At 45.0% G+C, this 25,639-nt stretch carries 22 protein-coding genes and 1 pseudogene; 18 read left to right on the top strand and 5 right to left on the bottom strand.

Features of this window, described 5'->3' with window-relative positions; genetic code table 11:
* The first annotated feature begins 198 nt into the window (after positions 1-198).
* From AB4Z45_RS05920 to AB4Z45_RS05880, 9 genes are all read left to right on the top strand, one after another.
* On the top strand, positions 199-786 hold the full coding sequence (locus AB4Z45_RS05920; RefSeq protein ID WP_441908307.1) for an NAD(P)H-dependent oxidoreductase: 588 nt from the start codon (positions 199-201) through the stop codon (positions 784-786).
* A 128-nt stretch (positions 787-914) separates the two neighbouring features.
* Positions 915-2,696, top strand: a complete 1,782-nt coding sequence (locus AB4Z45_RS05915; RefSeq protein ID WP_441908306.1) for a sensor histidine kinase — start codon at positions 915-917, stop codon at positions 2,694-2,696.
* Positions 2,689-4,320 (top strand): response regulator transcription factor, encoded by a 1,632-nt coding sequence (locus AB4Z45_RS05910; RefSeq protein ID WP_441908305.1) that lies wholly within the window; start codon positions 2,689-2,691, stop codon positions 4,318-4,320. The genes AB4Z45_RS05915 and AB4Z45_RS05910 overlap by 8 nt, the downstream gene beginning before the upstream one ends.
* 125 nt (positions 4,321-4,445) lie before the next feature.
* Positions 4,446-5,795 (top strand): ABC transporter substrate-binding protein, encoded by a 1,350-nt coding sequence (locus AB4Z45_RS05905; RefSeq protein ID WP_441908304.1) that lies wholly within the window; start codon positions 4,446-4,448, stop codon positions 5,793-5,795.
* A gap of 126 nt (positions 5,796-5,921) precedes the next feature.
* Positions 5,922-6,812, top strand: coding sequence for a carbohydrate ABC transporter permease (locus tag AB4Z45_RS05900; RefSeq protein WP_339204444.1), 891 nt, complete (start codon positions 5,922-5,924; stop codon positions 6,810-6,812).
* Between the two features lie 19 nt (positions 6,813-6,831).
* A complete protein-coding gene (locus tag AB4Z45_RS05895; protein WP_076267542.1) occupies positions 6,832-7,638 on the top strand; it encodes a carbohydrate ABC transporter permease in 807 nt (268 codons plus the stop codon).
* Positions 7,639-7,677: 39 nt separating this feature from the next.
* Positions 7,678-9,759, top strand: coding sequence for a glycoside hydrolase family 43 protein (locus tag AB4Z45_RS05890; RefSeq protein ID WP_441908303.1), 2,082 nt, complete (start codon positions 7,678-7,680; stop codon positions 9,757-9,759).
* A gap of 165 nt (positions 9,760-9,924) precedes the next feature.
* Complete coding sequence (locus tag AB4Z45_RS05885) at positions 9,925-10,230, top strand: DUF7667 family protein (protein ID WP_441908302.1); 306 nt, start codon at positions 9,925-9,927, stop codon at positions 10,228-10,230.
* A 145-nt stretch (positions 10,231-10,375) separates the two neighbouring features.
* Complete coding sequence (locus tag AB4Z45_RS05880; protein WP_441908301.1) at positions 10,376-10,792, top strand: VOC family protein; 417 nt, start codon at positions 10,376-10,378, stop codon at positions 10,790-10,792.
* A 79-nt stretch (positions 10,793-10,871) separates the two neighbouring features.
* On the opposite strand, the gene AB4Z45_RS05875 is transcribed toward AB4Z45_RS05880, so the two are convergent.
* Positions 10,872-11,261 (bottom strand): hypothetical protein, encoded by a 390-nt coding sequence (locus AB4Z45_RS05875; RefSeq protein WP_441908300.1) that lies wholly within the window; start codon positions 11,259-11,261, stop codon positions 10,872-10,874.
* A 51-nt stretch (positions 11,262-11,312) separates the two neighbouring features.
* Here AB4Z45_RS05875 and AB4Z45_RS05870 point away from each other — a divergent pair, with 51 nt between their 5' ends.
* Both AB4Z45_RS05870 and AB4Z45_RS05865 read left to right on the top strand, forming a co-directional pair.
* On the top strand, positions 11,313-12,422 hold the full coding sequence (locus AB4Z45_RS05870; RefSeq protein ID WP_441908299.1) for a hypothetical protein: 1,110 nt from the start codon (positions 11,313-11,315) through the stop codon (positions 12,420-12,422).
* Positions 12,423-12,451: 29 nt separating this feature from the next.
* Positions 12,452-12,781, top strand: coding sequence for a low molecular weight protein tyrosine phosphatase family protein (locus tag AB4Z45_RS05865; RefSeq protein WP_441908606.1), 330 nt, complete (start codon positions 12,452-12,454; stop codon positions 12,779-12,781).
* A gap of 3 nt (positions 12,782-12,784) precedes the next feature.
* Here the strand turns inward: AB4Z45_RS05865 and AB4Z45_RS05860 are convergent, their stop codons facing one another.
* Positions 12,785-13,489, bottom strand: a complete 705-nt coding sequence (locus AB4Z45_RS05860) for a MerR family transcriptional regulator (protein WP_441908298.1) — start codon at positions 13,487-13,489, stop codon at positions 12,785-12,787.
* A gap of 205 nt (positions 13,490-13,694) precedes the next feature.
* Between AB4Z45_RS05860 and uvrA the strand changes: the two genes are divergently transcribed.
* Entirely contained in the window at positions 13,695-16,208 is a 2,514-nt protein-coding gene (gene uvrA, locus AB4Z45_RS05855; RefSeq protein WP_441908297.1) for an excinuclease ABC subunit UvrA, read from the top strand.
* A gap of 54 nt (positions 16,209-16,262) precedes the next feature.
* On the opposite strand, the gene AB4Z45_RS05850 is transcribed toward uvrA, so the two are convergent.
* Complete coding sequence (locus AB4Z45_RS05850) at positions 16,263-17,012, bottom strand: MBL fold metallo-hydrolase (RefSeq protein ID WP_441908296.1); 750 nt, start codon at positions 17,010-17,012, stop codon at positions 16,263-16,265.
* A gap of 546 nt (positions 17,013-17,558) precedes the next feature.
* On the opposite strand from AB4Z45_RS05850, the pseudogene AB4Z45_RS05845 reads away from it, so the two are divergent.
* Together AB4Z45_RS05845 and AB4Z45_RS05840 are read left to right on the top strand one after the other, a co-directional pair.
* A pseudogene (locus AB4Z45_RS05845) lies at positions 17,559-17,846 on the top strand (iron chelate uptake ABC transporter family permease subunit); the annotation flags it as partial.
* Between the two features lie 21 nt (positions 17,847-17,867).
* Positions 17,868-18,758: a hypothetical protein gene (locus AB4Z45_RS05840; protein ID WP_441908295.1), complete on the top strand. Its 891-nt coding sequence runs from the start codon at positions 17,868-17,870 to the stop codon at positions 18,756-18,758.
* Between the two features lie 161 nt (positions 18,759-18,919).
* Here the strand turns inward: AB4Z45_RS05840 and AB4Z45_RS05835 are convergent, their stop codons facing one another.
* Positions 18,920-20,068 carry a metallophosphoesterase gene (locus AB4Z45_RS05835; protein WP_441908294.1) on the bottom strand — a complete coding sequence of 383 codons (1,149 nt, stop codon included), beginning with the start codon at positions 20,066-20,068 and terminating at the stop codon, positions 18,920-18,922.
* Between the two features lie 281 nt (positions 20,069-20,349).
* Between AB4Z45_RS05835 and AB4Z45_RS05830 the strand changes: the two genes are divergently transcribed.
* From AB4Z45_RS05830 to AB4Z45_RS05815, 4 genes are all read left to right on the top strand, one after another.
* On the top strand, positions 20,350-22,515 hold the full coding sequence (locus tag AB4Z45_RS05830; RefSeq protein WP_441908605.1) for a DNA topoisomerase III: 2,166 nt from the start codon (positions 20,350-20,352) through the stop codon (positions 22,513-22,515).
* 204 nt (positions 22,516-22,719) lie between these two features.
* Positions 22,720-23,331, top strand: coding sequence for a TetR/AcrR family transcriptional regulator (locus AB4Z45_RS05825; protein WP_441908293.1), 612 nt, complete (start codon positions 22,720-22,722; stop codon positions 23,329-23,331).
* An 86-nt stretch (positions 23,332-23,417) separates the two neighbouring features.
* Positions 23,418-24,005 (top strand): NAD(P)H-dependent oxidoreductase, encoded by a 588-nt coding sequence (locus AB4Z45_RS05820; RefSeq protein ID WP_441908292.1) that lies wholly within the window; start codon positions 23,418-23,420, stop codon positions 24,003-24,005.
* Between the two features lie 79 nt (positions 24,006-24,084).
* A complete protein-coding gene (locus tag AB4Z45_RS05815) occupies positions 24,085-24,756 on the top strand; it encodes a YheC/YheD family protein (protein WP_441908291.1) in 672 nt (223 codons plus the stop codon).
* Between the two features lie 160 nt (positions 24,757-24,916).
* Here AB4Z45_RS05815 and AB4Z45_RS05810 read toward each other — a convergent pair whose 3' ends face one another.
* Positions 24,917-25,483, bottom strand: a complete 567-nt coding sequence (locus tag AB4Z45_RS05810) for a GbsR/MarR family transcriptional regulator (RefSeq protein WP_441908290.1) — start codon at positions 25,481-25,483, stop codon at positions 24,917-24,919.
* Between the last annotated feature and the right edge of the window lie 156 nt (positions 25,484-25,639).

Genomic DNA, 25,639 nt, shown 5'->3' with positions numbered 1-25,639 from the left:
AAGCCTAAAATACATGGTTTCTGTCTATACCTATGCCAATCCCTTGCGATTGGACTGTGCGAATGCCTAGAAGCGGGCAAACAAACCAAAGCAGGCTATCGCTTGAAAAGAGAGCATTCAGGCATTACATATTGCAAGATGATTAGGCAACACTAATGCGGACTGATGTCTATATACTTACGGAGGTGCAGCCTTTTTATGAAGCACTTAATCGTCTATTGTCATCCTAATCCAGACAGCTTTAATAACGCCATTGTGGATGCTTTTATTGGATCATTAAAGGAGCAAGGCCATGAGGTCGTCGTCCGAGATTTGTACGCGATGCGATTTGACCCTGTGCTCAAAGCCAGCGATTTTGAGGCGCTGCGCGAAGGCAACACACCTATGGATATTAAAACGGAGCAAGAGCATGTGAAATGGGCGGATGCGTTTACGATGGTATATCCTATTTGGTGGACGGGGCTGCCTGCACTTATTAAAGGCTACATTGATCGGGTATTCTCGTATGGTTTCGCTTATGCCTATGGTGAGGATGGAACGATCAGCAAGCTGCTTGCGGGCAAGAAGGGGCTTATTATTAATACACATGGAACGCCTTCGGAGATTTACAGCCAGATTGGCATGTACGATGGGCTGAAAAAAACTTCGGATACGGGTATTTATGAATTTTGCGGCATCAAGTCAGTTGGTCATATATTTTTTGGCAGCGTGCCGCAAATTGATGATGCAGCCCGAAAGAAGATGCTCGAAGAAGTGCGGGGCAAGGCAGTCAGCTTGTTCGAATAGAAAGCCAAGAAAAGCTGGTCGCAACGATGCGATCAGCTTTTCCTTTTTTTAAAGCATGCTTGTCCTGTCCGAGGTTGAGGAGTATCATATAGTCCAAAAGCCTAAATGTATAGAATTGGAGATTTGGAATGAGAATCGGCATTCGCACCAAGATATTCACAAGCTTCTCTGTAGTAATCATTGTTTCGCTGACGATAGTTAGCGTGTTGTGGTACAACAAATATTATGATAGCCAGCGCGAATCGGCCGAGAGCTTTATGTCCCGTACCATTTTGGATGCAAATAAAAGCTTCGAGCTTACTCTCAAGGACATCGATTATATTAGTACGATTATTTCTCTCAACCACCCCAACGTGATTGATGTGCTTTTGCCTGATCCTTCTGAAAGTTTAATTAATCGACTTGAGAAGGATCGTAAGCTTGATAACTTCATTTCTAGTTTATATGGCTACAAATATTACATATCGAGCATACAAGTAGCGAGTTTGGGAGGCCGCAGCTACTCGCAGGGGGCCACGGTTCTAACCAATGAATTTATGGAGTCAAGCTGGTTCGAGCAGCTTCTAGAGCAAAGAGGGAACAAAATATTTATTACGACTCATTCCAATAAAAAACTTAATTATGTGTCTTCCTATGTGAACCAAAACGTTGTTTCTATTGCGAGGGCAATCATGGACGGCTCGGAGGCGGCAGGTTACGTCATGGTTGATTTCAGTTATGAGGTTGTTGAGCGTATATTCAATACCCCGCTGCCTAATAAAAGTCAGCTGTTTCTGATTGATGAAAAAGGGAATTTTGTCTACTCGCCGCGCAATAAGGATATTAATCAGCCGATTTCAGATACAGCTTATGCAGATGTGCTCCCTGAGCTGAAGGGCAGCTCGGGCAAGATAAGCATGAACATAAACGGTGAGAAGCATCTTGTTATCTATCATACATCCGATTTTACAAATTGGACGACAGTGGGGCTAATTCCACAGGGTGAGCTGCTCGCAGAGAGCAGAAAAGCAGCCAATACAATTATGATTATTCCTATGGTGACTCTCATTGTTGCCCTTTTTGTTGCTACGATTTTGTCCAACCAAATTACGATTAATATCGGCCGTTTAAGGCAGGCCATGAAGAAGGTCAGTGAAGGCAATTTATCTGATCCTATTGCCATTTCATCAGGCGATGAGGTGGAGGAGCTGAGCGATGGCTTTAACGCGATGGTTACCAACTTGCGGCTGCTGCTTGATGATGTGAAGCAAACGGAGGAGCAGAAACGGATTCTTGAGTTTAAAGCGCTTCAGGCGCAGATCAATCCTCATTTTTTATTCAATACACTAAATCAAATCAAATGGCTGGCAGATGTACAGAAAGCCGACAATATTAAGCAGCTTGTTACCTCTCTCGTTACACTCCTGCATAGCAGCATGGGCAAAGGCGGAGAGTATGTTACCGTTCAAGAGGAACAGCAATATTTGGAGCATTATTTGAATATTCAGCAGTTTCGTTATTATGATAAGTTTGTCGCTGTATTCGACATTGAGGAAGAGATTTTGCAGGTGCGTATGTTGAAGTTTTTGCTGCAGCCTATCGTTGAGAATGCCCTCATTCATGGCTTAGAGCCGCTTAAGGGAAGAGGACAGCTCACGGTTAAAGGATATGAGGATGATGGACATATCGTAATACAGGTGTCAGACAATGGTGTAGGCATCGAGCAAGAGCGGCTGGAAACTATTTTTAATAAAGTCACTGAAAAAAATCGGTCTAGATTTAGCGGTATTGGGCTTGTAAATGTACAGGAGAGAATGAAGCTCCATTATGGAATGGGCTATGGCCTGCAAATCGAGAGCGTGCCCGGTTTATTCACGACGGTAACCGTGCGTATTCCGATTGAAGTGAAGGGAGACAAAAAGCATGATTAATGTTTTGCTGGTCGATGACGACCTGCCTATGTTGAGCAAGCTGAAAAACATCATGAACTGGGAAGCGGGCAGCTTTAATATATGCGGAGAAGCCAGCGGCGGCTATGCAGCGATCAAGCTTCTGGATGAACGCAAGCCTGAAATCGTCATTACGGACATGAGTATGCCGGGAATGGATGGTTTAGAGCTGATCAGTTATATGGAGGAGCATTATCCGCATATTCAAGTGATAGCGATCAGCAGCTACAGCGATGTTCATTATGTGAAGAACAGTATGAAAAAGGGCGCTGTCGACTATATTTTGAAGCATGAGCTGGATGCAGAAACATTGGCTGCTGCCCTTGCAAGCGCACGGGAGCGGTTTGCGATTGAGCAGGAGGAGCAGGCGAAGACGCTGGATTTGCAGCGGCAAATTCAGCAGAATCAAACGACGCTGATCAGGGGGATCATTCGAAGTCTTGTTCAGTACACGTACAATAGCGAAGAAGAGCTTCTCGTGCAGATGGACAAGCTTGATTTAGCTCTGAACCTGCGGATGCTCACCGTTGTCGTTGCAGAGTGGGACAGCCGGGGCATGCTTCATGATAAATATAACGCCAAAGAGCTTGACTATATTATGGACACTTTTATGGATATTACAGACAATATCCTTGCAGATACAGGAAACGCTTATATGACGCCGATCGAAAATGGGAAGTTTGCTATTTTATTTTCATTTGATACGAACAGCAAATTTATTTGGCACACGATTATATCGGAAGCGCTCTCCCGAATCAGATTGAGCGCCAAACGGCAGCTTAACCTGATGTTAAGCTTTAGCGTAAGTGAAATGTGCAGCAAGGTGAATGTGCTGCATGAATACTTCAATGAGGCGGATAAAGCGCTGCAGGAGAGGTTTTATGAAGGCGGCGATGTCGTCATTTGGCCGGGGATACAGCGAAAGGCAGGGGCTGACTCTGGTGCAAGCTTCTCCGTTGATGTGAAGCTGGAGCGAACATTGCTGTCGCTTCTCGCAGCATCCAATGAAAAGGATCTGGTCATCAAAATCGAAGAGCTGTTTACTCGAATGAATGAAGCGCGCGCACCGCATAAAACGGCACAAATGGTTGCGGTAGAACTCATTCATCTTGTTAATCGCAAGGCGAAGGAAGCTGGCATTGCAGATCAGGATTTGTTCGAAGGCGACCAGAATCCTTATCTGGCGATTGGTAAATTTGATACGCTCTCCGATCTGAAGGAATGGATTGTTGGGGTGTATAAGAAGCTTGTCGAGGCGCTTCGTCCGTATGTGCATGACAATCTTTATTCTGAAAATACCCGCCGCACGATGGAGTGGGTGCGGAAAAAGTTCTCAGAGCCAATCACTTTGCAGGAGGCCGCAGATGTCATTGGAGTCAATTCCTCTTATTTGAGCCGAATGTTCAAGGAGGAATGCGGTCAAGGCTTCGCTGATTATGTCAACCATGTGCGAGTGGAACAAGCTAAGCTGCTGATCAGGTCAGGCGATGTTGATTTAAAGGATGTTGTAAAGCAGGTTGGCTTTAACAATTACAATTATTTCTTTACGGTATTCAAAAAAATTACTGGAAACACGCCAATCGAATATGAAAAACAACAAAAATAAGATTATTTGAGTGAAAAGTAAAAAAGATAGAGTAAATGTAAAAATAATGGAGTCCACGTGTGGGCTCTTCTTTTCTATGATGAAGAGGCAAGATGACAAACATACATCTAAGGGGAGATGGAACAATGAAAAAATTATCTTTTAGATTTGCGCTTGTATTGGCATTATCCATTTGTTTAACATTGACGGCTGCTGCTTGCGGCAGCAAAAACACAGACACAAACAACGGCAAGAATAGTGGATCAACTTCTACGGAACAGCAAACGGTTACTTTCTGGTCTTGGGTTCCTACGGATGTACAAGCAGAGAAAGCGATTGCGGCATTTGAAGCAGCTAATCCGAACATTAAAGTAGATTACTGGCGCGGCGAGCAAACAGACTTTCAGAAGAAGCTTCAAGTAGCGATGGCTGCCAACGAAGGACCGGATCTTCTTGGTATGCAGGTTGGAGGCATGCTGAACCAATATGCCAATACGCTTGAGCCTATCGAAGCGCTTGCAGATACAAATTGGGGTGCTGGCTGGCAGGACAAGTTCGTTAAAGCTTCTATCGATCAAGTAAGAGCAAAAGACGGCACAATGGTTGCGCTGCCGCTTAACTTGACTGGCCAAGAATTTGTTCTTTACAACAAAACGATTTTTGATAAATTGGGCATTACAAAAGTGCCGACAACGTATGAAGAGTGGTTGTCTGTTAATGCGACTATTCGTGAGAAAGGCAACGGCATCGTGCCTGTAGCTTTCGGAGCGAAGGACATTTGGCATGACGTTGATATGTTCGTAGCGCTTAGCAATCAATTCGCGCCAGGCAAAATCTATGAAGCAGAGCAAGGCAAAGTAGCTTGGACCGATCAAGCTTTCGTCGACACGATGACAGCATGGAGCAAGCTATTCACAGATAAAGTAATGCAAGACGGAGCTTTGGGCTTGTCTACTTACCCAGATGCTCGTGACCAATACTTCTATTCTGGTAAAGCAGCGATGTTCTTGACTGGTTCTTGGCATGCAGGCTTCAGCCTTCCAGGCGGAGAGAAAGACGGAACAGCGATTGAAAACGATGAAACGGGCATTTTCTTGCTTCCGCAAATCGGACCAAACGAATCCAAAGCGGTTGCCAGCGTAGATACAGCACTTTCAATCAACAAAAACTCCAAAAACAAGGAAGCGGCTTGGAAACTGCTTGAGTTTATGACACAAGGCGAAGGCCAACAAATTATGGCTGATTTCATTCAAGGATCACCAGCTAAGATTGGCGTTGAAATTCAATCGCTTGATCAATTTAAATTCGAATCCGAGCGTGAAGCGATCAAAACGGTAAACGATGCAATCGAAAATGCAGTAGGCAAACGCCTGCTTGATTACCCTGAGCTTACGAATGCGATTGGTGTAGCGATGCAGGATGTTGCAGCAGGTAAAAGCATTGAAACCTCGCTTAAAGATATCCAGAAGGTTTCCGATGGTATTGACCGCAAGTAAATTCGAATTTTTAGCAAGCAATAAGTTTTAGAGCAGATAAAGAGCATGGATATGCGTGTTGGTATTCATGCTCTTTCTTATACTCAAAACCTTATATTTGATAGGTAAATGAAGGGGTGATACACCATGAACGGCAATCGTTCTGTTCTTTCCGGCTGGAGAGCTTATTTATATATTTTACCAATTCTTATCGTATCGGGCTTATTTTTGTACTATTGCATAGGATTTACGGTTTATACGAGTTTTCATTCTTGGAACGGCATTGACTCGGAGATGAAATATATCGGCTTTGATAACTATATCAAGCTGTTTGACGATAAGTCTTACCATATCGCACTGCGCAATAATCTCGTGTTCTTTATTTTTACAGTTGGCATTCAAGCGGCGCTTGGGTTAATGCTGGCGATACTGCTTCGTGCGAAGCTGCGAGGCCATTCCATCTTCAGATCGGTCTATTTCATACCGACCATTATGGCACCGATCATTATTGCGGCTATATTCCGAATCATTATGGATACAAACTTCGGCAGTCTAAATGAAGGATTGCGCGCTTTGGGGCTAGATTTTCTAGCTGTATCCTGGCTTGGCGATCCCAAATATGCGCTCATGTCGATCATTATCGTCAATATTTTTGAATGGATGGGCTTTAGTATGACGCTTTATTATTCAGCGCTTCTAGCCATTCCAGATGAAATCTATGAATCTGCCAAAATTGACGGCTCCGGCTTTTGGAGGACGCTGTTCAAAATTACGGTTCCGCTCGTTGGCGGCACAACGTCTACACTCGTCATTCTTGGCATTGTCGGCTCGCTCAAAACGTTCGATATCGTATCGCTGCTTACTGGCGGCGGACCGGGGCGCTCGACAGAGTTTCTGACTACGTACGTGTATAAGAAGGCGATTGAGGAGTTTAATGGCGGGATGTCGGCTGCTGCGGGAGTCACCATTCTCATCATCGCTCTCATACTTGCCGTGCTGCAAATTCAGTATACGAACCGTCAACAACGTGATTTATAACCGTAAGGGGTGAGCTCAAATGTTTATTAATTTACGCAAATTAGATAAATGGATCATTCAAGCCGTGTTAGCCATAGTTGCGGTCGTTTGGTTGTATCCGCTTGTACAATCCGTCATTAAATCGCTTGGCATCAATGGGTTTGGCAATTATCTTGCCGTTATCAATCACCCAAAGGTCAATTATTTCCTTGTCGTTTTCAATAGCTTTTTTATCGCGGTATGCACAACTCTCGCAGTAGGTTTGCTAGCTACACTGGCTGCGTATGCCTTCTCAAAAATGCAATTCAAGATGAAAAACGTCCTGTTTTATTCGCTGGTTGCCTGCTTGGCTATTCCTGCGACAGCGGTTATGTCACCGCTCTTTTTTACAGCAAAAACACTTGGCATTATGAATAGCTATTCAGGCGTCATTTTGCCATTGGTTGCATTCAATGCACCGTTCATGCTTCTTATTCTCAAAAACTATTTCGATTCCATTCCGAATGCGATTCTGGAAGCGGGCATGATTGATGGCTGCACATCCTTCCGAATGTACAGAACGATCATGATCCCGCTTGGCATACCTGCTATTATTAATATTGCAGTGCTTACATTTATCTACTCATGGAATGACTATATCATTCCGCTGCTCCTCATTCGTGATGAAAAGATGTATACCGTTACGCTGGCTACGCAATTTTTTACGGGTACAACAAATCAGACGCCAGAAATGGTCGCACAGCTTTATGCAGCGCTTATTTTAATGACTATTCCTTCCATTATTGTTTATATGTTCGGTCAGAATGCAATGAAATCAGGCTTAACGGCAGGCGCAGTAAAAAGCTAATTAATGAGCTAGTAGATAAGCTGGAGGAGGACTATTATTATGGCTAAAAATATACCATCTATCGGACTGCCGCATCATGGCGGCGCATCGTATTTGAATCCGCTGGAGATCGGAGCGGGCGCAGGGCAGCAGGAACCGCTGACGCTCGTGCATCCCGATCCTTACCTTTTGAAATTTAACGGTCGTTATTATACCTATGCAACCGCGAAAGCTGGCGTAGTTGTGCTGCGCTCCAGTGATCTTGTAAGCTGGGAGCACTTAGGCTATGGATTTCAGCTGGAAGGGCATAAGGAATATTGGGCGCCAGCCGCTGTATATGAGAATGGCCGTTTTTACTTATACGTATCATCAATGCCGATTACGGAAGATGATGTGCATGAAGAGCGATTGATGGTTGCCGTTTCAGATACGCCGGAAGGCCCATTTGAATACGTGCGAACGTTTTATGACACGTTTTCATTGGATGCGCATGTTGTGAAGGACGAGCAAGGCGATTATTATATGTTTTACTCCAATAATGAATTTTCAGGCGTAGATCGTGATCGTGCGGGCACAGTCATCCTGGTCGATAAAATGCTGGATATGGTTACGCCAGCCGGTGAACCTCAAATTGTCGTATTGCCTACTATTGATGAGGAAATCTATGAGGAAAATCGGTTTGGCGACGGCCGTGACTGGCATACGATCGAGGGAGCTTTTTATTTAAAGCGCGGCACGAAGCATTATATGATGTACAGCGGAAATGCGTATGTACGTCCGAATTATTTTTTAGGTTATTCGGTGGCAGACGGCAGCAAAGGCCAGCCGCTTCATGAGCTGGAATGGAACAAGTATCCTTCCGATGATCAATATGAGCCGCTTCTTCGCAAAAATGATGGCGTCGAGGGCGTAGGCCACAATTCCGTCGTTAGAGCTCCAAACAATGTGGATTCATGGGTATTTTACCACGGCCGGAATGCTGACGATGTTCTTGACATGGACCGTGAGCAGCGGACGATGCGAGCAGATCCTCTGCTTTGGAGCGGTGATCGGATCTATATTGCCGGCCCGACTTATACGCCGCAGACAGCGCCGGCGCAGCCAACATTCCGTGATCTGTTTGACGGCAGTGAAGAAGGTCTTGGCGAGTTGTGGCAAGCAGCTGCGGGCAACTGGACAAGAGCAAATGGCGAAGCCCTTCAGACAAGCCGTGCTGTTATCGCCGGAGCGGTCACGAAGTCTGCATACAGCCACTATGTTCTTGAAGCTAGCGTGAAATGGTCGAAGGATCATACTGGCGGTTTATATGGTATTTATGCCGCATATCAAGACGAAAGCAATTACGTGTCGGTCTTATTGGATGTCGGACGTAGAGTACTGCGTGCTCATGCCGTCTATAAAGGGATTCAGCATGAAGCTATCGAGCATGCTTTGCCAGAGAGCTTTAACTTCGCCGTATACCATTTGCTGCGTGTGGATAAAACAGGAGACAACTATCGTATTCAGCTTGATGAGGTTACGGTAATAGATAAGCGATTCCCGATTACCAGCGGCAGCGTAGGTTTGCAAACGCGCTATACAGCTGCTTCATTTGCAGGTTTTGAGGTTACGCGTCATTTGGCGTTAACGGATGCGAGCAGCACTGCATTCGCTGAGCAGCTTGAGCGGACGAGCGGCGTTGGCATCTGCCGTGTCAGCGGCGGCGAGCTTCACTGCAGCAGCAAGCAAGGGCTGCGTACAGCTTGGTTATTGGACAAACTAGGTGATGCTGCCTTAGGTGAGGATTACCGTTTTGATACCGATATTCTCGTGAAGCGTGGTTCCGAATATGGCGTCTATGCCGCTTATACGGATGAGCGCAACTCAGTAGAAGCGGTATTGAATCGTACAGCCGGTTCCGTAACCGTATCGTCATGTATGGATGGGGAGGCATCTGTCTTATCCAGCGTTACTTTAGATGCGGCAAACTTCGATTGGACAGTCTGGCATACGCTTTCGAGTACGGTCGTTAACGGCTGCTTGACCATTCGTCTGGACGATCAAGTCGTATTTGCAGGTGCTGTATCCTGCCTTGCAGGCTTGCCTGGTCTGGTGGGCGCAGGTGAAGCTTCATTCCGTGAAACGCGGTATACGATGCTTTAATAAGTGAATGTTGTCATGATGGTTTATGAAATATTGAGTCTGTTTCTCTAGGTCGCCAATGACATAGAGGGACGGGCTCTTCTTTTTTTTATAGCAAATCTATTAATTTTTTGTGAGTTTTAATAGCAAGGAGATTATTTTGGCTACGACTGGGAAAGAATAGAGGTGAAGGTCATTAATAGAACGATGGGAATGATCGATATGATGAATGTTCATTGGCGCCTTGCTGAGCTGTGGCTGCTGCAGGAGAAACGGAGCTTAACGGAGCAAGAAAGCTCAGAGCTAAACGCCTGCATGAAATTGAATGCCAGGTATGCACAAAGACTTGCCGAACAATATAATTTTGGCTATATGGCGAGCATGACAGGTGATGAGGTTTGGCTTCAGGAAATCGCAGTCGAAATTGACAAGCTGGAGAGAACTCATGAATGCAAGCGTCCTTTGTTTTTTGAAGGCAAAACGGAAAAGTAAGCAAGAAACGGCTTATTAATGAGCGTGTATTGGTATGAAAAAAGAAATCGTCAAACGATCATTCACTAGTAATAAAGCTAGAATATAGGTTATTATGATAGTGACGAATCACATGCAGGGCATTCTAATTAAGAGGTGATAGGTTATGGCTTTTCAGTCCGCAAACATCTTTGTGAATTTACCGATTAAAGATTTGAATAAGACAGTCGATTTTTTTACTAAATTAGGGTTTGAGTTCAACCCTCAATTTACGGATGAGAAAGCTACCTGTATGATCATCGGACCTAATATTTTTGCTATGCTGCTGGTTGAGCAATACTTCCAAACGTTTATTGATAAAGAAATTGCAGATTCATCGAAAACAGCTGAGGTCATAGTGGCTTTGTCCGCCGAAAGCAGAGAGCAAGTGAATGAAATCGTGAATAAGGCTTTGGAAGCAGGCGGTAAACCTGCTAAAGATCCAATAGACCATGGCTTTATGTATAACTGGAGCTTTCAAGATATAAATAATCATCTATGGGAACTGGTGTATATGGACCCAAGTGCGATTGAACAAGGGTAAGCGGAATAATGCAGGGGCTGTCTTAAACGTAGATTTATCTGCGTTTGGGACAGTCCCTGCTTTGTTTTGTTAATGGAGCTTAGACTGCGTGAATCCCTAAGCGCTGCTCTGCTGACTTTGTTTCATCCGCTGAAGAGGCTGGCTTCGCCAGCGCCCGAAAGCAAATAGCTCTGATTGGTCTTGGCAGTGTATCGCCTTCTATTTTCTCTAAGCCTCTTAAGGCGGAAAGCCAGCGGCGGGCAGCATCTTTGGAGGAATTTAATTGAAGCTGCTCGGACAGCACCAAGAAGCCAGGCTCCTCTAAGCCTGCAACGCCCTCCGCTGCCGGAAGCTCCAAAGCGTATTTTATTAATGCTTTGGCTAAAATCGGAGCGACAGCGACTATAAACAAAATTTCCGACTCGAGGAAAAAAGGCTCTCCTGACTTACGGAACAACTTCTCGACTGATTCATTTGGTATAATTAGCATTAAATGCCTAAAATACTGAATCGTATTTACGATAGGGAGATGGAGCTGAGCATGGATAAACAATCGATGATTGCTTTCATTTTGGAAGAATATGCGTTCGTAAAGGAGGATAACCGCGCACAGTTTGATGCGATTATTGTGCGTTTATCCGGTCATAAGGGAGGCATATCGTTGGAGAGCTTGTCGGCGTGGGAAGAAGATGACCTTACGCAGCTGTACCAAATTCTGTCTGGGCATAAACTGACTCGTGAATACGTACCGGATATCATTCAAGCCTACGCCAGCATCGATAGGGCGAATTTGCCATCGAAAATATCATTTGGGCCGATCGTCAAAACGGAACAAAAATGGGATAAGCCGCGTATTCATCGGCAATATGGCAACTACGAGGTGCCGCAGGCGATTAATCAGCTGTACGAGCTGGAGACTGAGCTCGGAAGAGCAATGGATCTAGAGCTGGGGCTAATCATGCAAAAATATGACTTTCGCTATTCATGTACGCCGCCCGATTTTATTCCTTTTGCCAGCTCTGGTTGTGATGGCATTCATTATTGCTTTGTAACGGATTTCGGAGCTGTCAAAGATTTGGAGCAAGCTTATATAGCTGTCGTATCGCCAATGGATTTTGACTCGGAAATATGGCTTGTTGCCAAAAACATTAAGGATTTCCTTCGTCTTATTATTACGGATAGAAGTCTACTGTATAATAATCCTGCGTCATTTGATGATTTCTTTAAAAAGATGCGAGAGCAGAAAAATGAAAGCTTGGCGGAGGAGCAGTCAGCGGCGCTGCAAAGGCTGAAAGAGCTTTTTGGACTGCGTGAAATTACTGACTTGGAACAGTATATCCAAAGTGTACGTGAGGAAAGGGCACAAGCAATTTGTATGCAGACGCTGGATTCGATTGGCGTTGTACCGCTTTCGGGTCAGGTTGATTATACCGCTGAAGGGCCGCTTTCTATTAATTGGGATGATAGGCGGGCGCTCGATGCTATTGTTGAAGATGCGAGCGCAGAGAGAAAGCTTGCTTTCCTTCGTGATGCGCAGCACAAGAAGTTAATTTTGGATGACAGACTGATGCTTAGACGCTGCAAGCGCGTATTGTCGGAGCTGGAGCTATATCATGAGCTGAGTAATTTGCTTGAACTGGTTGACCAATAAATTAAATATCAATGAGGAGTGTGTTCTCGATAAATCTATTGTTTGTATGCAGCAGAAACAAGTGGCGAAGCTTGACTGCGGAAACGATTTTTCAAGGTGTTGGCGGCCATGAGGTGAGGTCTGCTGGTACGGAAGAGAATGCCCGGATTAAGGTGACAGCAGGTCATATTGGCTGGGCTGATTATATTTTTACAATGGAGAAAAAACATATTCGAAGGCTGCAAAGCAAGTTTGGGCATGAGCTTTCGGGCAAGCAGCTAATCTGTCTTCATATACCAGATGAATTCGAATACATGAACGATGATTTAATCGATCTGCTTCGCTCAAGTGCAGCTTCCTATGTCAGCGATCTGTGCTAATGATTAATGTTTTTGTTCAATGGCGAGCAGAAGCTTATACAAAGAATGGGCTCCGAGCAGTTGGTTTCTATTGACTCGATTTAGAAATTGCATCGATTCACGCGCTATTTTTATCGCATTTTCTACCTGGTTATCATCAACCTCTTTCAGCACCTGCTGAATGATCTCAAGCGACCATACCGCCGCCTTGAAGGTGCGAATAATTAAGATTTGACGMAGATTTGCTGGACTGAAGATGCGGTAACCATTTTCCTTGTTGCGATTAACAATAAGGAGACCCATCTTCTCCCAGTGACGAATAGCGGAGCTAGGTATGGTTGTTGCCTCGGATACTTCCCCAATGGTCATCCCTTTTCTTTTCCTTGCTTTATGCAGCAAATGAATTTCATCTGTCTCCAGCGCAAGAATCGTTTTATCGGCGATCGTTTTGTCACGGTGAAGCTCTGCCTGTGCGCTGTTTACAAGCCACAACGCTTCATCAATCTCGCCATCAATCAATTTAATCATCACTGCTTTGGTAAGCGTCATTCCAAAACCTTCATTCATCGCTCTTATGCACTCAAAGTAAGCGACGTGTTCTGCTGTATATATGCGATAACCGTTTGTCCCTCGTTCAACGGGTGGAATGATGCCCCAATCCTCGTAGTGCCTCAACGCGTTAGTACTAATATTTAATCTCCTGGCAATATCAATCGGTCGAATAATCACAAAAAAACACCTCCGAACATTTTCTAAAAACATTAAACAACCATGAGAACCTTTTTGTCAACGAAACGGGTTTAAATAGGGTGTTTATTTGCGTAACCTTCTCACTTGCATCAATGTAGTATGCTGGAATAAATGCTGGAAAAGAGCTCTAAATAGGCGAAGCGTTGCTTACCCCAAAAATTTATTGTCAATGAGGAGGACATGCATGAACGATACGATAGTCATTACAGGTGCACGCGAAAATAACTTGAAAAACATTTCACTCTCAATCCCCAAATACAAATTGGTTGTGTTGACAGGGCCCTCAGGCTCCGGCAAATCAACGCTTGCCATGGACACACTGCAAAGGGAATGTCAGAGGCAGTATATGGAGTCAATGGGGATGGTATCGGATTCGATAAGCAAGCCGAAGGTGGAATCGATTGCTGGACTTTCTCCTTCCATCAGCATTGGTCAGCACGTCACCAATCGCAATCCGCGTTCTACGGTTGGTACGGTTACAGATATTTATACGTATTTGCGTTTTGTCTACTCTAGGCTTAGCAGCCGTAAATGCAGCAACTGCGGTACAACTATACCGCCTGTATTCGATGAAGAGAATGATTTCGCAGCTGTAGAGGAAGAGGAGGGACGCCAGACGATCGTATGCCCGGGCTGCAATAAGGAACATGAGAAGCTCGGAATGGCTCATTTTTCATTCAATAAGCCGGAGGGAGCCTGCGAAACCTGCAGTGGGTTAGGACATGTTGCCACGCTTGACTTAGAAGCGGTATTCAATCAAGAGCTGAGTTTCCGCGGCGGCTGTGTGACTTACCTGTACGAAGTACAACTCGAATATTATGCTGTCATTTTAAAGGCTGCAGGGAACCATTATGGATTTACATTTGATCTCGACCTGCCATTAAAGGATTATACGGAAATCCAGCGTGATCTGCTTTATTACGGCGTGGAGAGCGATGCATTCATGAGGCATTTTCCTCTTGCCGCGCCGCCAAAAACAGTCGGAAAAGGCAAGTTCGAAGGCATTGTAACTGGAATGTGGAGAAGGTATAAAGAGAAGGAAAGCGAGCAAGGGGCAGCAGAAAAGGAAAACGATTATTTTAAGCAAGATGGGTGTACGGATTGCAAGGGCATGCGTCTAAAAAAAGAAAGCCGGTCAGCTTTAGTGGCAGGGGCTTCGATATCAGAAGTATCCACTTGGTCATTGGAGGAATTGCTTACTTGGACCAAGCAGCTTCAGGATGCTGTGCCTCCTCATGGACGGCCGCTGCTTGCGCCAGTCATGACCGATATGCCGATACGTTTGGAGAGAATCATCGATGTTGGGCTTAGTTATTTATCTCTCGATCGGCAGACCGTCTCCCTGTCAGGCGGGGAAGCTCAGCGTCTGCGATTAGCGTCACTCCTTGGGTCTGGACTTACTGGTGTACTCTATATATTGGATGAGCCAACAACAGGTCTACATCCGCGCGATACAGCAGGTTTGCTTCGCGTTCTCATGCAGCTTCGTGATTTGGGCAACACGGTACTCGTTATTGAGCATGATATCGAGGTCATGAGAGCTGCAGATCATATTATCGATATCGGTCCAGGAGCAGGATATTTAGGTGGGACGGTCGTTGGCGAAGGCAGCTTGGAGGAGCTGATCGCAAGTGAGAGTTCCGTTACAGGTTCTTATTTGCGTCAGGAAAGCTTGCCAGCGGCGGTACGGACAAGAAGGTCAGGCGACGGTAAACAACTGTCGATTGTCCATGCGCATGCTCGTAATTTGAAAGGGTTTGACGTTGCTTTTCCGCTTGGCTGTCTCATCTCGGTGACGGGAGTGTCAGGCTCAGGCAAATCGACCTTGTTATTTGATTTGCTTGCGGAGGGAGGGCAGGGGAAACCGCGTATTGCGGGTTGCGACAGCATAGCGGGCTTTGAGCATATCGGAAATCAAATTACGGTCGATCAGTCACCATTAGGCCGTATGCAGCGCTCAAATATTGCGACTTATACAGAAGTATTTACACAGCTGCGAAATTTATATGCAGGGCTGCCAGAAGCGAAGCGCAATCAGCTTACCTCGAAGCATTTTTCATTCAATACACCAGGGGGACGCTGCGAGACTTGCCAAGGACTTGGCGTATTATCGGTAGACATGAGTTTTCTCCCTAATCTTGAAATTCGCTGCACGGCTTGCAAAGGAAAACGATTCAAAGATGAAGTGCTGAGAGTCACCTACGAGGGTTATTCGATATCGGATTTGCTTAATATGACGGTTGAAGAAAGCCGAGCTGTGTTTAAAAATAAAGCAAAAATTGCGAGCATGACCGAGCTGCTGTGTGAAGTGGGGTTAGGTTATCTGCAGTGGGGACAGTCGGTAAAAACGTTGTCAGGCGGGGAAGGTCAGCGAATTAAGCTGGCTAAGGAGCTGAACAAGAGATCGAACAAACATACCCTTTATTTGCTGGATGAGCCAACAACGGGCTTGCATCTAGCGGACGTTGAACAGCTGCTTGCTCTACTCAATAAATTAGTGGATGCCGGCAATACGGTCGTTCTGGTTGAGCATAGCTTGGAACTAATTCGGGAATCCGATTGGGTCATCGATATAGGGCCCGAAGGCGGTGCAGCAGGCGGCAATCTTGTCGCAGCAGGAACGCCAGAGCAAGTAGCGGCTGTTGCTGCTTCCTATACAGGACAGTTTTTGAAAAAAGCGCTGGCTGGCGGATTGTAGACATATATAAAAGGGAGCTGTCAACGTCGATTGCGTTGGCAGCTCCCTTATTCGCTATTCGGCAGCGAGCTCTAAAATCCGCTCATTCACATGATCAGAATATAACCCGCCATGGTAGCAGATGACTGTGTTTATGTCGTATTGCGTTAATTTTTTGATGGATTTTTTTGCGGTATCCGGGTCGAGACAATAATGTGGTGTCGGACCTAGCAGCTGGTCGTTTTCAACGATTAGAGCATCAGCTGCAATCAACGTTTTGCTAGCAGTATGATAAAGGCTAAGATGTCCGGGCGTATGCCCAGGAGTGCCAATGACGATAATTCCTCCGCAATACGGCAATTGCTGCCCATCCGTAATGATAACATCGACATTCGCTTTAGGCGGATTTTCAAGCGTCTTCCTGAATGCGGCTCGCCATTCCTCAGGCACCTCTGCCGGCAAGGCTTTGACAGCTTGCTCAATCGATTCTGGAGTAACTTTGAGCAAATGTGCTTCACCTTGAATGTAAGGAGCTTCTACTTTGTCCGCAAGCACCTCCGCCTTATGAGGCAATTCCTGTAAAATTGCAGGCAAGCTTCCAATGTGATCAAGGTCTTGATGGGTAATAATGATTTTGTTAAGACGCTCAAACGCAAGTCCAGCACGCTCCATTTGCTCCTTTATTAATGGCAGCTGCCCCGGATAGCCAGTATCCACCAAGATCACGGTGTCGTTATCCCAAATTAAAGTGGGATAAATCGTTTCCATTCGACCCATCATGACCGCTGATATTGGCATCATATTAACGCCGATTGCAATGTTCATTTTAACCCTCCGCTACTGTTTAGAAGTTTTTGCTGCAGGTGAGTTGCTCATTTCAAGTAACATCGTACCAGTAGTTAAAATGTATGTAAATAGTAAAATATTATATTATACCACAAAAATAATTATTTGTCAATATGCATTAGTAGCATTTTTGATGAAATAACGTTTCGTTTTACGAATCATATGTTCACGCCCAAAGGGGCCCCAAGGATCCCATTCTCATGAATCGGGATAATGTGCTCAAGCGCATTGTTTTTGTAAATGGGATGCGTGATGCGCTCATCACATTGGAACTGCAAGCGATCGTAAAATAAATCCGTAAAGGTATGTTCACTATTTCCATAAAGGCGGCAATTATTTGGCAGCAATCTTATAATTGCCCATTTTCCTTGTTTTGTAACCGAAGCAAGCTTTTTTCTTGCGTCCTGCTCGGCCATGATCATTTACCGAATGATGCGTTCTGCTTGACGATCCTTATTAACTCGCGTGGCAATAGTCCTTAAATATGGCTCCCAGCTGCTGGAATGATCGACGGCTTTTTGCGCCTTTCTTCTTGTTTATTTGATTGCTTGGAATAAAGGTGTAAATCCCTTTCGCCTCGTATTAGTCGGCATAGGTGTGGCTTCCTTATTGTCGGCGATGACGACATTTATGCTTGTGTTCAGCCCTGCCCATTCTGCCAGCTCCTCCTATATTTGGCTGACCGGAACAGTTTATGGCACAACATGGACCTATGTATGGAACCTTTTACCATGGACCTTCGTCTTAATGGTTATCGCACTAGATTTATCTATTTATTATATCGGACACGAAATAACAGGTAGCAACGGGTGAAATTTTTTGGAGAAAGGAAGTGTGCATTTGAAACGTGGCTACATAATTCTGGTTGGCGTCGTAGTTGTGGCTGCTGCAATTTTGATGTTTTTGTTTCGGGTAAATGAGAATCAGGTTACCGTCCAGCGCATGCTTGATTTCGAGCAGGCAGAGCCGACCTCGCAAGTGGTGTGGGAGGATCGGGAGTCCATTCGAGCATTCGAATATGCGTTCCGATTTGGAAAGCAAATGAAGGGAAAGGTCGATATCGCGGCACCACCCTATTCTGTAATCTTAGGGGACTCGCGTTACCTTCTTTGGATATCGAAGAGCAGCGAGCATGGGAATTTCATGAAGCCGGGTGACACGGGAACGCTTTATCGATTAGGGAAATCATCCACGAAGAAGATTTGGATTTTGCTGGAAGATGCGTATTCGGTGAGTGGTTCTGGCAAAGAAGGAGCAGACGAGCAACTAGACGGAGAACAGCAGAATACACAGAACATGTCGCCATCACCTATAATCGAGTCTCCAACTCCCATTCCTATACAGTCGTCCGAGTCGCCGAATAACGAAGCACTAGAGCCAGCTTATTTGGAAAGCTCAGCTTTCACGGAAGAAGAGAAGCCGCTTATCGAGCTAATTAATTTGCGAATAAAGTATTTGCATGAGAAAAAATGGGATGATTTTTTAAGCTTATACACGGAAAGTGCACGCAAGTCACGCGAAGATTCAAGCGGCTTTACCGGATTCACCATTACAAGCATAAAGGTCGAACAACCAATAGCTATTAAAGAGCAAAAGTCGTTGTTTGAGGCTGTCGTTCAAGTTTCGGAGATCAGGAACAATGAAGATAGCGGTGGAAGCTCAGTGTATGTGTTTCGAAAGAGCAAGGAAAAAGGTGCTGAATGGCGGATTGCTGATGTAGATTAATCGTTAATTAATGGACATTCAAACCGATATAGTCGTAACTCGGAGCATACTATAAAGCTATAAAAATAGCGGCAGCAAATGTGTTTATACCCTCATTATAGGCTGATTAGCCGGAAATGAGAGTGGTTTACATCATTGCTGCCGCTATTTTCGTCAACCTTTTAGACGGTTGTGAATTCTACCTCGATATGAATAACCTCAGACCGGCTGCCAATTCGTACCGGCGGTCCCCAAGTACCGAAGCCTGATGATACGATGGCATGCAGTCCGCCTTTTTTTAAATAACCCCAATCGAGCTCAAACAGCTTTCTCGTAATCAGATGATTAGGCATCATCTGGCCGCGATGGGTGTGGCCGGATACGGAGATGTCGATGCCGTTATCTGCTGCGCTTGCGATGTCGGAAGGCTGATGATCGAGCATGATCAGCGGCCTGGATTGATCTAGAGGAGCGACAAGCTCCTGAATAGGTAGCCTTCCTTTACCGCTGAATCCCGCAGCCGCCTTATCTTTACGACCGATGACATAGAAGCTGTCAGCAATGAGCGCCGTCTCGTCCATAAGGACGCGAATGCCGATTGCATCCATTGCCGCAATAAATTCCGGCACTTTCCTGCCAATGTATTCATGATTTCCAGTTACGGCGTAAACGCCTAGTGGCGCTTTGAGCTTACCAAGTTCGGTTGACATGTTTTTGCGTAGAAAAGGCTCAATATCATCATCAAGAATATCGCCAGGAAGCAGGATAAGATCCGGCTGAATTTCTTTAACCTTATTCACCAGCCTAACTAAATGCCGATTGCCTACGATTGTACCCAAATGAAGATCAGAAGCCATTGCGATGCGCAGCTTCTTCAATTTTCCAGCAGGCTTTGGCACTTGAACGTGATAGGTTCGAACAATCGGACTCCATGCATTCCATGAACCGCGGATAAGGAGTACAGCCATAATAAGGAAGGCCAGTCCGCCTACACCGACAATATAAATTGATTTTTCAGCGCCCGCTGCTTTTAAGATAAGGGCAACAAGATTGGCAGGCGGCAAAATGATTACGGCATATTCCAATACGGCAAACCAGTAGGAACCAATCAGCTTCAGTACCTCGGCAACCGGTTTAAAAGGCGCACGGTAAGCGAGCCGGCCGATAATGTACGAAAATGCAATGACACTAGCAATGATCGTATATACAGTCGCATTTTCTAAATGGAATAAATGAGATAAGAACAGCCACCCATTCCAGCCAATATAGAAGGAAATGCCGCTGTATAAGAGCAAAACACCAAAAACAATAGCAACAACACGCAGCTTCATCCATCAACGCTCCCTAGCTCTTAATCTGCTTTCTTATAAGCTGAACCTACTATATCACACCGAGAATATAGCAGTAAAATTCATAAGAATAGCAGGAATAGATTGCTAATCGCCAAGTGTTTCAATACGATAGTAAGGATGCGAAATCGATGCATAAACGTTTTACAGCATGCTGGGAGTTAAGGCTGCAGGCGTTGCGCAGGCTGCGAGCCTATGGTATCGTTTCGTCATAATGATTGATGCGAATGAGGCATCTAAATGGAATGGAGCGAATAATCCGAATGAAATCGCTTGTACTGGCAGAAAAACCGAGTGTGGCGAAGGAAATAGCCCGTGTACTCGGCTGCGGACAGAAACATAAAGGCTACATGGAAGGCCCTAAATATGTTGTAACTTGGGCGCTGGGACATTTGGTGACACTGGCTGAACCTGAGGATTACGATCCGAAATATAAAACTTGGAATTTGGAAGATTTGCCGCTGCTCCCGCCAAAAATGAATTTAAAAATTATGAAGGAAACATCACAGCAATATCGCACAGTAGCTCAGCTTTGTAAACGGCAAGATATTAGTGAGCTTATCATCGCTACTGATGCTGGCCGAGAAGGCGAGTTAGTAGCTCGTTGGATTATGGAGCTTGTTCATTGGCGCAAGCCGTTTAAGCGTCTTTGGATCTCATCTCAGACGGACAAAGCGATAAAGGACGGCTTCAACACCTTGAAGCCAGGCAAGGACTATAACAATTTGTATGCTTCGGCCGTTTGCCGAGCAGAAGCGGATTGGTTGATTGGATTAAACGTGACGAGAGCATTAACGACCAAATACAACGCACAGCTAGCAGCTGGACGCGTGCAAACGCCAACGCTTGCCATGCTGATGGAGCGGGAACAAGAAATACAATCGTTTCAATCACAGCCATATTGGAATGTGTCCGCTGATTTTGGCTCATTCTCTGCGCATTGGCGGGAGCAGGATGCACATGATGGAAGAGTATGGAGCCGTGCTGATGCTGATGCGATCGCCGCTCGTATCAAGCAGGGAACTGCAAAAGTAAGCAAGCTTCGCACCTTGGAGAAATCGGAGCCGCATCCTCAGGCCTATGACCTTACTGAGCTGCAGCGAGATGCAAATAAACGACTGGGCTTCTCGGCCAAACAAACGTCCAACGTGCTTCAGAAGCTTTACGAGCAGCATAAGCTGGTTACGTATCCGCGTACAGATTCCAGATATTTGTCGAGCGATATGGTTCCTACCTTAAAGGGACGGTTAGAGAGCATCGCTGTTGGGCCTTACACACAGCTGGCTCGCAAGCTTGTCAGAATGCAGCTTCCAATAACGAAGCGAATTGTAGATGACAGTAAAGTAACAGATCATCATGCTATTATTCCTACAGAACAATTCGTAAATCTGTCTGCTCTAAGCAATGATGAGCGCAGATTATACGATTTAATCGTAAAACGGTTTATTTCATTATTTTATGGACCTTATCGCTACGATGAGACGAGTGTCGTGCTTGCTGTAGGCAAGGATATATTATACGCAAAAGGAAAGATCGAGAAAGAAAAGGGCTGGAAGGAAATTTATCAATCAGATGCTTATTCTTCCGTTCAAGATGAGGATGACGAAGACGGAGCGGGCTCAGGTCAAGGGAAGTCCGACGGACAGCCTGCTCAGCTGCTTCCGCCGCTATCCATCGGACAATCGCTCCCTGTGAAGCAGGAAAAGGTACGCGAGCTTCGCACAATGCCACCAGCACGCTATACAGAAGCGACACTGCTTACTCGCATGGAGAAGCACAGTCTTGGAACACCGGCAACAAGAGCTGATATTATTGAAAAGCTGCTCGGAACAGATACGATAACTCGGACGCAAAACAAGCTGATGCCAACGGGTAAAGGAAAGCAGCTGATTGAACTCGTAGTAAACGAGCTTAGAAGTCCTGATTTAACAGCAAAATGGGAGCAGGAGCTGGAGCGCATTGCGAAAGGTAAAGGCGACCCGGCTGCCTTTATGAAAAATGTCAGACAGCAGGCTGCGAAATGGGTTTCTGAGGTTATTGCAGAGACGAAGGAATATAAACCGCATAATTTGACCCATTCACGCTGTCCTGAATGCGAGAAGCCGTTGCTCGAAATTAACGGAAAACGAGGCAAATCGCTCGTCTGCTCAGATCGTGAATGCGGCTATCGCCGTTCAGCAGAGCCAATGCTCTCCAATAAGCGCTGCCCGCAATGCCATAAGAAAATGGAGATTAAAGACGGCAAAGCAGGGAAATTTGCACAATGCAAACCATGCAATGTCATCGAAATGCTTGGCGATAAGCAAAGCGGCAAAGTGAATCGCAAGCAAAACCAGAAACTGATTGAACAGTACAGCGATAATACGTCGATGTCCAATAGCTTGGCAGATAAGCTTAAGGCAGCACTCGAGAAACAATCAGGCAAATAAATTAGAGAAAACCGGCAAGCAATCCTTAAAGGGCTGCTTGCCGGTTTTTTTGTGAAAAGAAAAAATAAGATACCACTTTACAAACCGACCGGCGGTCTGTATTATAAAGACATCAACAAACCGACCGACGGTCTGCTGTCCTTCTAAATAAGTTATCGTCGATTGCAACTCATAATAAACAATTAATAATAAAGGAGGCTGCTTATGGTAGATTACACTGCAAATGCGAGTTATAAATTATTGTTGGAAACAGCAGAGCAGCTCATTCAGGAAAAAGGCTGCCGACATACCACATTGCAGCAAATTATGCTTAGTACCGGATTGTCCAAAGGTGCTATCTATCATTATGTAAAAAGCAAAGAAGAGCTTTTTGGACTTATATTGTCTTCGCAAGTGGAGCTCATTAATGATTCCTTCCTGCTTACGATAGAGAAAAGCTGCAGTCTTACAGCTCCATTGCTTGCTATTACTGAGGGGCTTGATCAGCTTCAGCAGAAGGATAGTGTAGCTAATCAAATCTTAACTTATCTGCTTAGTCAGAAGGATAAGCCAGGTATTGCAAGTGTTCTGCAGCAATTTCACGAGCGTTCAACAGCGACCTTGCTAGAGTGGATAGAAAGCGGACAAAAAGAGGGTCTCATTGCTCAAACCGTGGATGCGCGTAAAGCAGCGGAGCAAGGCGTAATGCTGTCATACGGCATGTGCGTTCGGAACATTATGTTAGCCGACACGCTTTCATCACCAGCTCGTGCATTCGAGAAAGAAGATTTTTATAAATTTATGCTGCTCATTTTACAAGACGGAACTTCTGAATAGTGTCAAAGATAATCACGACAAGGATAAGTACCGATGATTAGTTTTCTTGCAATTATTTTATTAACTGAAACGGTGGTGGAGCCAAAATGAGCTCAAACAAAAAAATACTTATCATTCAAGGAAATCCCAACCCTACCAGCTATTGCAGCTCTTTGGCAAAGGCTTATGCTGACGGCGCGGTGCAGGGCGGCGCAGAGGTTCGAATCATACAGCTGCATGAGCTAAGCTTTAATCCTAATCTTGCCTTCGGCTATGCGAAGCGTACAGAGCTTGAACCGGATTTGCTAGAAGCTCAAGCATCGATCAAGTGGGCGGATCATCTCGTCTTTATTTATCCGACTTGGTGGGGAACGCAGCCGGCTTTGCTCAAAGGTTTTTTGGATCGGGTGCTGTTGCCAGGCTTTGCTTTTAAATATCGCGAAGGCTCTATATTGTGGGATAAGCTGTTGTCTGGCAAAACAGCTCGCTTGATCGTTACACTGGATACGCCAGTATGGTACAACCGCTTTGTATACGGTCAGCCAGGGCATCGCGCAATGAAGAATGCGACACTTCAATTTTGTGGAATTAAACCAGTACGGATTACGAATATTGGTCCAGTAAAAGGTTCTACGGATACGAAACGAGGCAAATGGCTAGCGATTGTTGGTAAGCTTGGTAATAAAGGCTCCTAACCTATGTCATTCATCCAAGAGGCAGATAGTGTTCTGTCATATGCTATGGATGAAGAGGTAGGAAAGGGGAAAGATTTCATTGGGTGATAATCAGGGTAGGCAATTAGCTAGCAAATGGGCTAAGACGGCAATACTGCTTTCTCATTCCAGCATCGCACCGCATATTCCTCCAACTAGGAGATTTACGGCCAATAACCTCAGAAGCATGTTGGATACACATCAAATGGTTGTTGTTAAGCCAGTAGTCGGTGCTGGCGGACACGGCGTTATTAAGGTTACGCGAGACGGCGATGGGTATACCTATACTTATTATTCGCAGATGAAACGATTCGCTAGTTTTGCAGCTTTAGTAGGATCGCTTAACAATCAACGTAAAGGCCGTGCTTATATTATTCAAAAAGGGATATATTTGGCAACGGTGGACGGCAGGCCTATTGATTACCGAGTAAAATATGTGAAGACGGAGAGCGGCTGGGTCTATCGTGCAATTGTAGGGCGAATTGCTAGAAAAGGGCTGTTCGTAACTAATTTATGCCGAGGCGGCACATTGGTTTCAGCAGCAGACGGGATTAGCAGATCCCTATCTTCAGCACAGGTAGGGGAAAAGAAGCGGAAGATGCGTGAGCTTACCGTATTATCGACAAATGTGCTTGAAGCCAAGTACCCCGGAATTGGCCAGCTAGGGTTTGATTACGGCATTGATAAACAAGGTAAAATATGGATATTTGAAGTGAATACAAGGCCACAATAACAGGCAAACAAAAGGATGCGTAGAAGTGGAAATCACTTCTTAGCATCCTTTTGTTCAATAGAAGAATGAAGATCATTTTCTCATCCTTATCTTATTTTTCTCCGTCAAAGCGGCTTCAGCATCCAGAGGGCGCCGATGCCGTTTTTGCTTGATTCATAGGCTAGAGATCGGCCTTGGTCTCATTTTGACGAAAAAACTCTCCGTTACGAAGCCCGTCGACGAATTGCTGAAGCCAGCTGTAATACTCAATGCCATGGCGCAGTTTGTTCAAGTCCTTTAGGCATAGGAGCCGCTCCTCAGCCTCCGTATCAATATCTAAGATGATTTCAGATAACGGAGGTATAACCTCATTTATTGCCCCGAGCATGACATCGATCTCGCGCTGCAGCTTAGCAGCAAAGAAGTTTTGGAAGGCTTGGAAAAAGTCAGTCTCCGCTACATATAAATCTTTGCGTTCCAGTTTTTCATCCAATTTCATTATCATCTTTGAATCCATCAAGGATCGAACGGCATAGCTCATATTGCTTTTGCTCATATTCATTTGCTGCTTCATTTCTTCAAGTGTCATCGGTTTATCTTCAAAAAACATGATGCCGTAAAGCTGTCCGAATGAATAATTAGCACCATATAAATCCATCGTCTGGGCAATAGCGTCTATTATTTTCCCTCTTATTTGCTCCTGAGTCGTGGCCAAACTATTCTGATCGCTGGTGGAAGCTCTTTTCACAACATCACCTACAAGATTAAGATTTTATGATTCATTATACAGCAACAATATTAGTTGAAAGTGAATCTTTCAGGAAAACAACTCTTTTACAAGATCTTTATCAGACGTTAACGTTCAGATAATGTGGCTGTTCTAAACTGAGTGTACAATAATTTT

The sequence above is a fragment of the Paenibacillus sp. MCAF9 genome, assembly GCF_052114265.1.
Classification (GTDB): domain Bacteria; phylum Bacillota; class Bacilli; order Paenibacillales; family Paenibacillaceae; genus Pristimantibacillus.
Note: the sequence above shows the minus strand (reverse complement) of the source record. Positions and strands in the feature narration are given on the sequence as shown.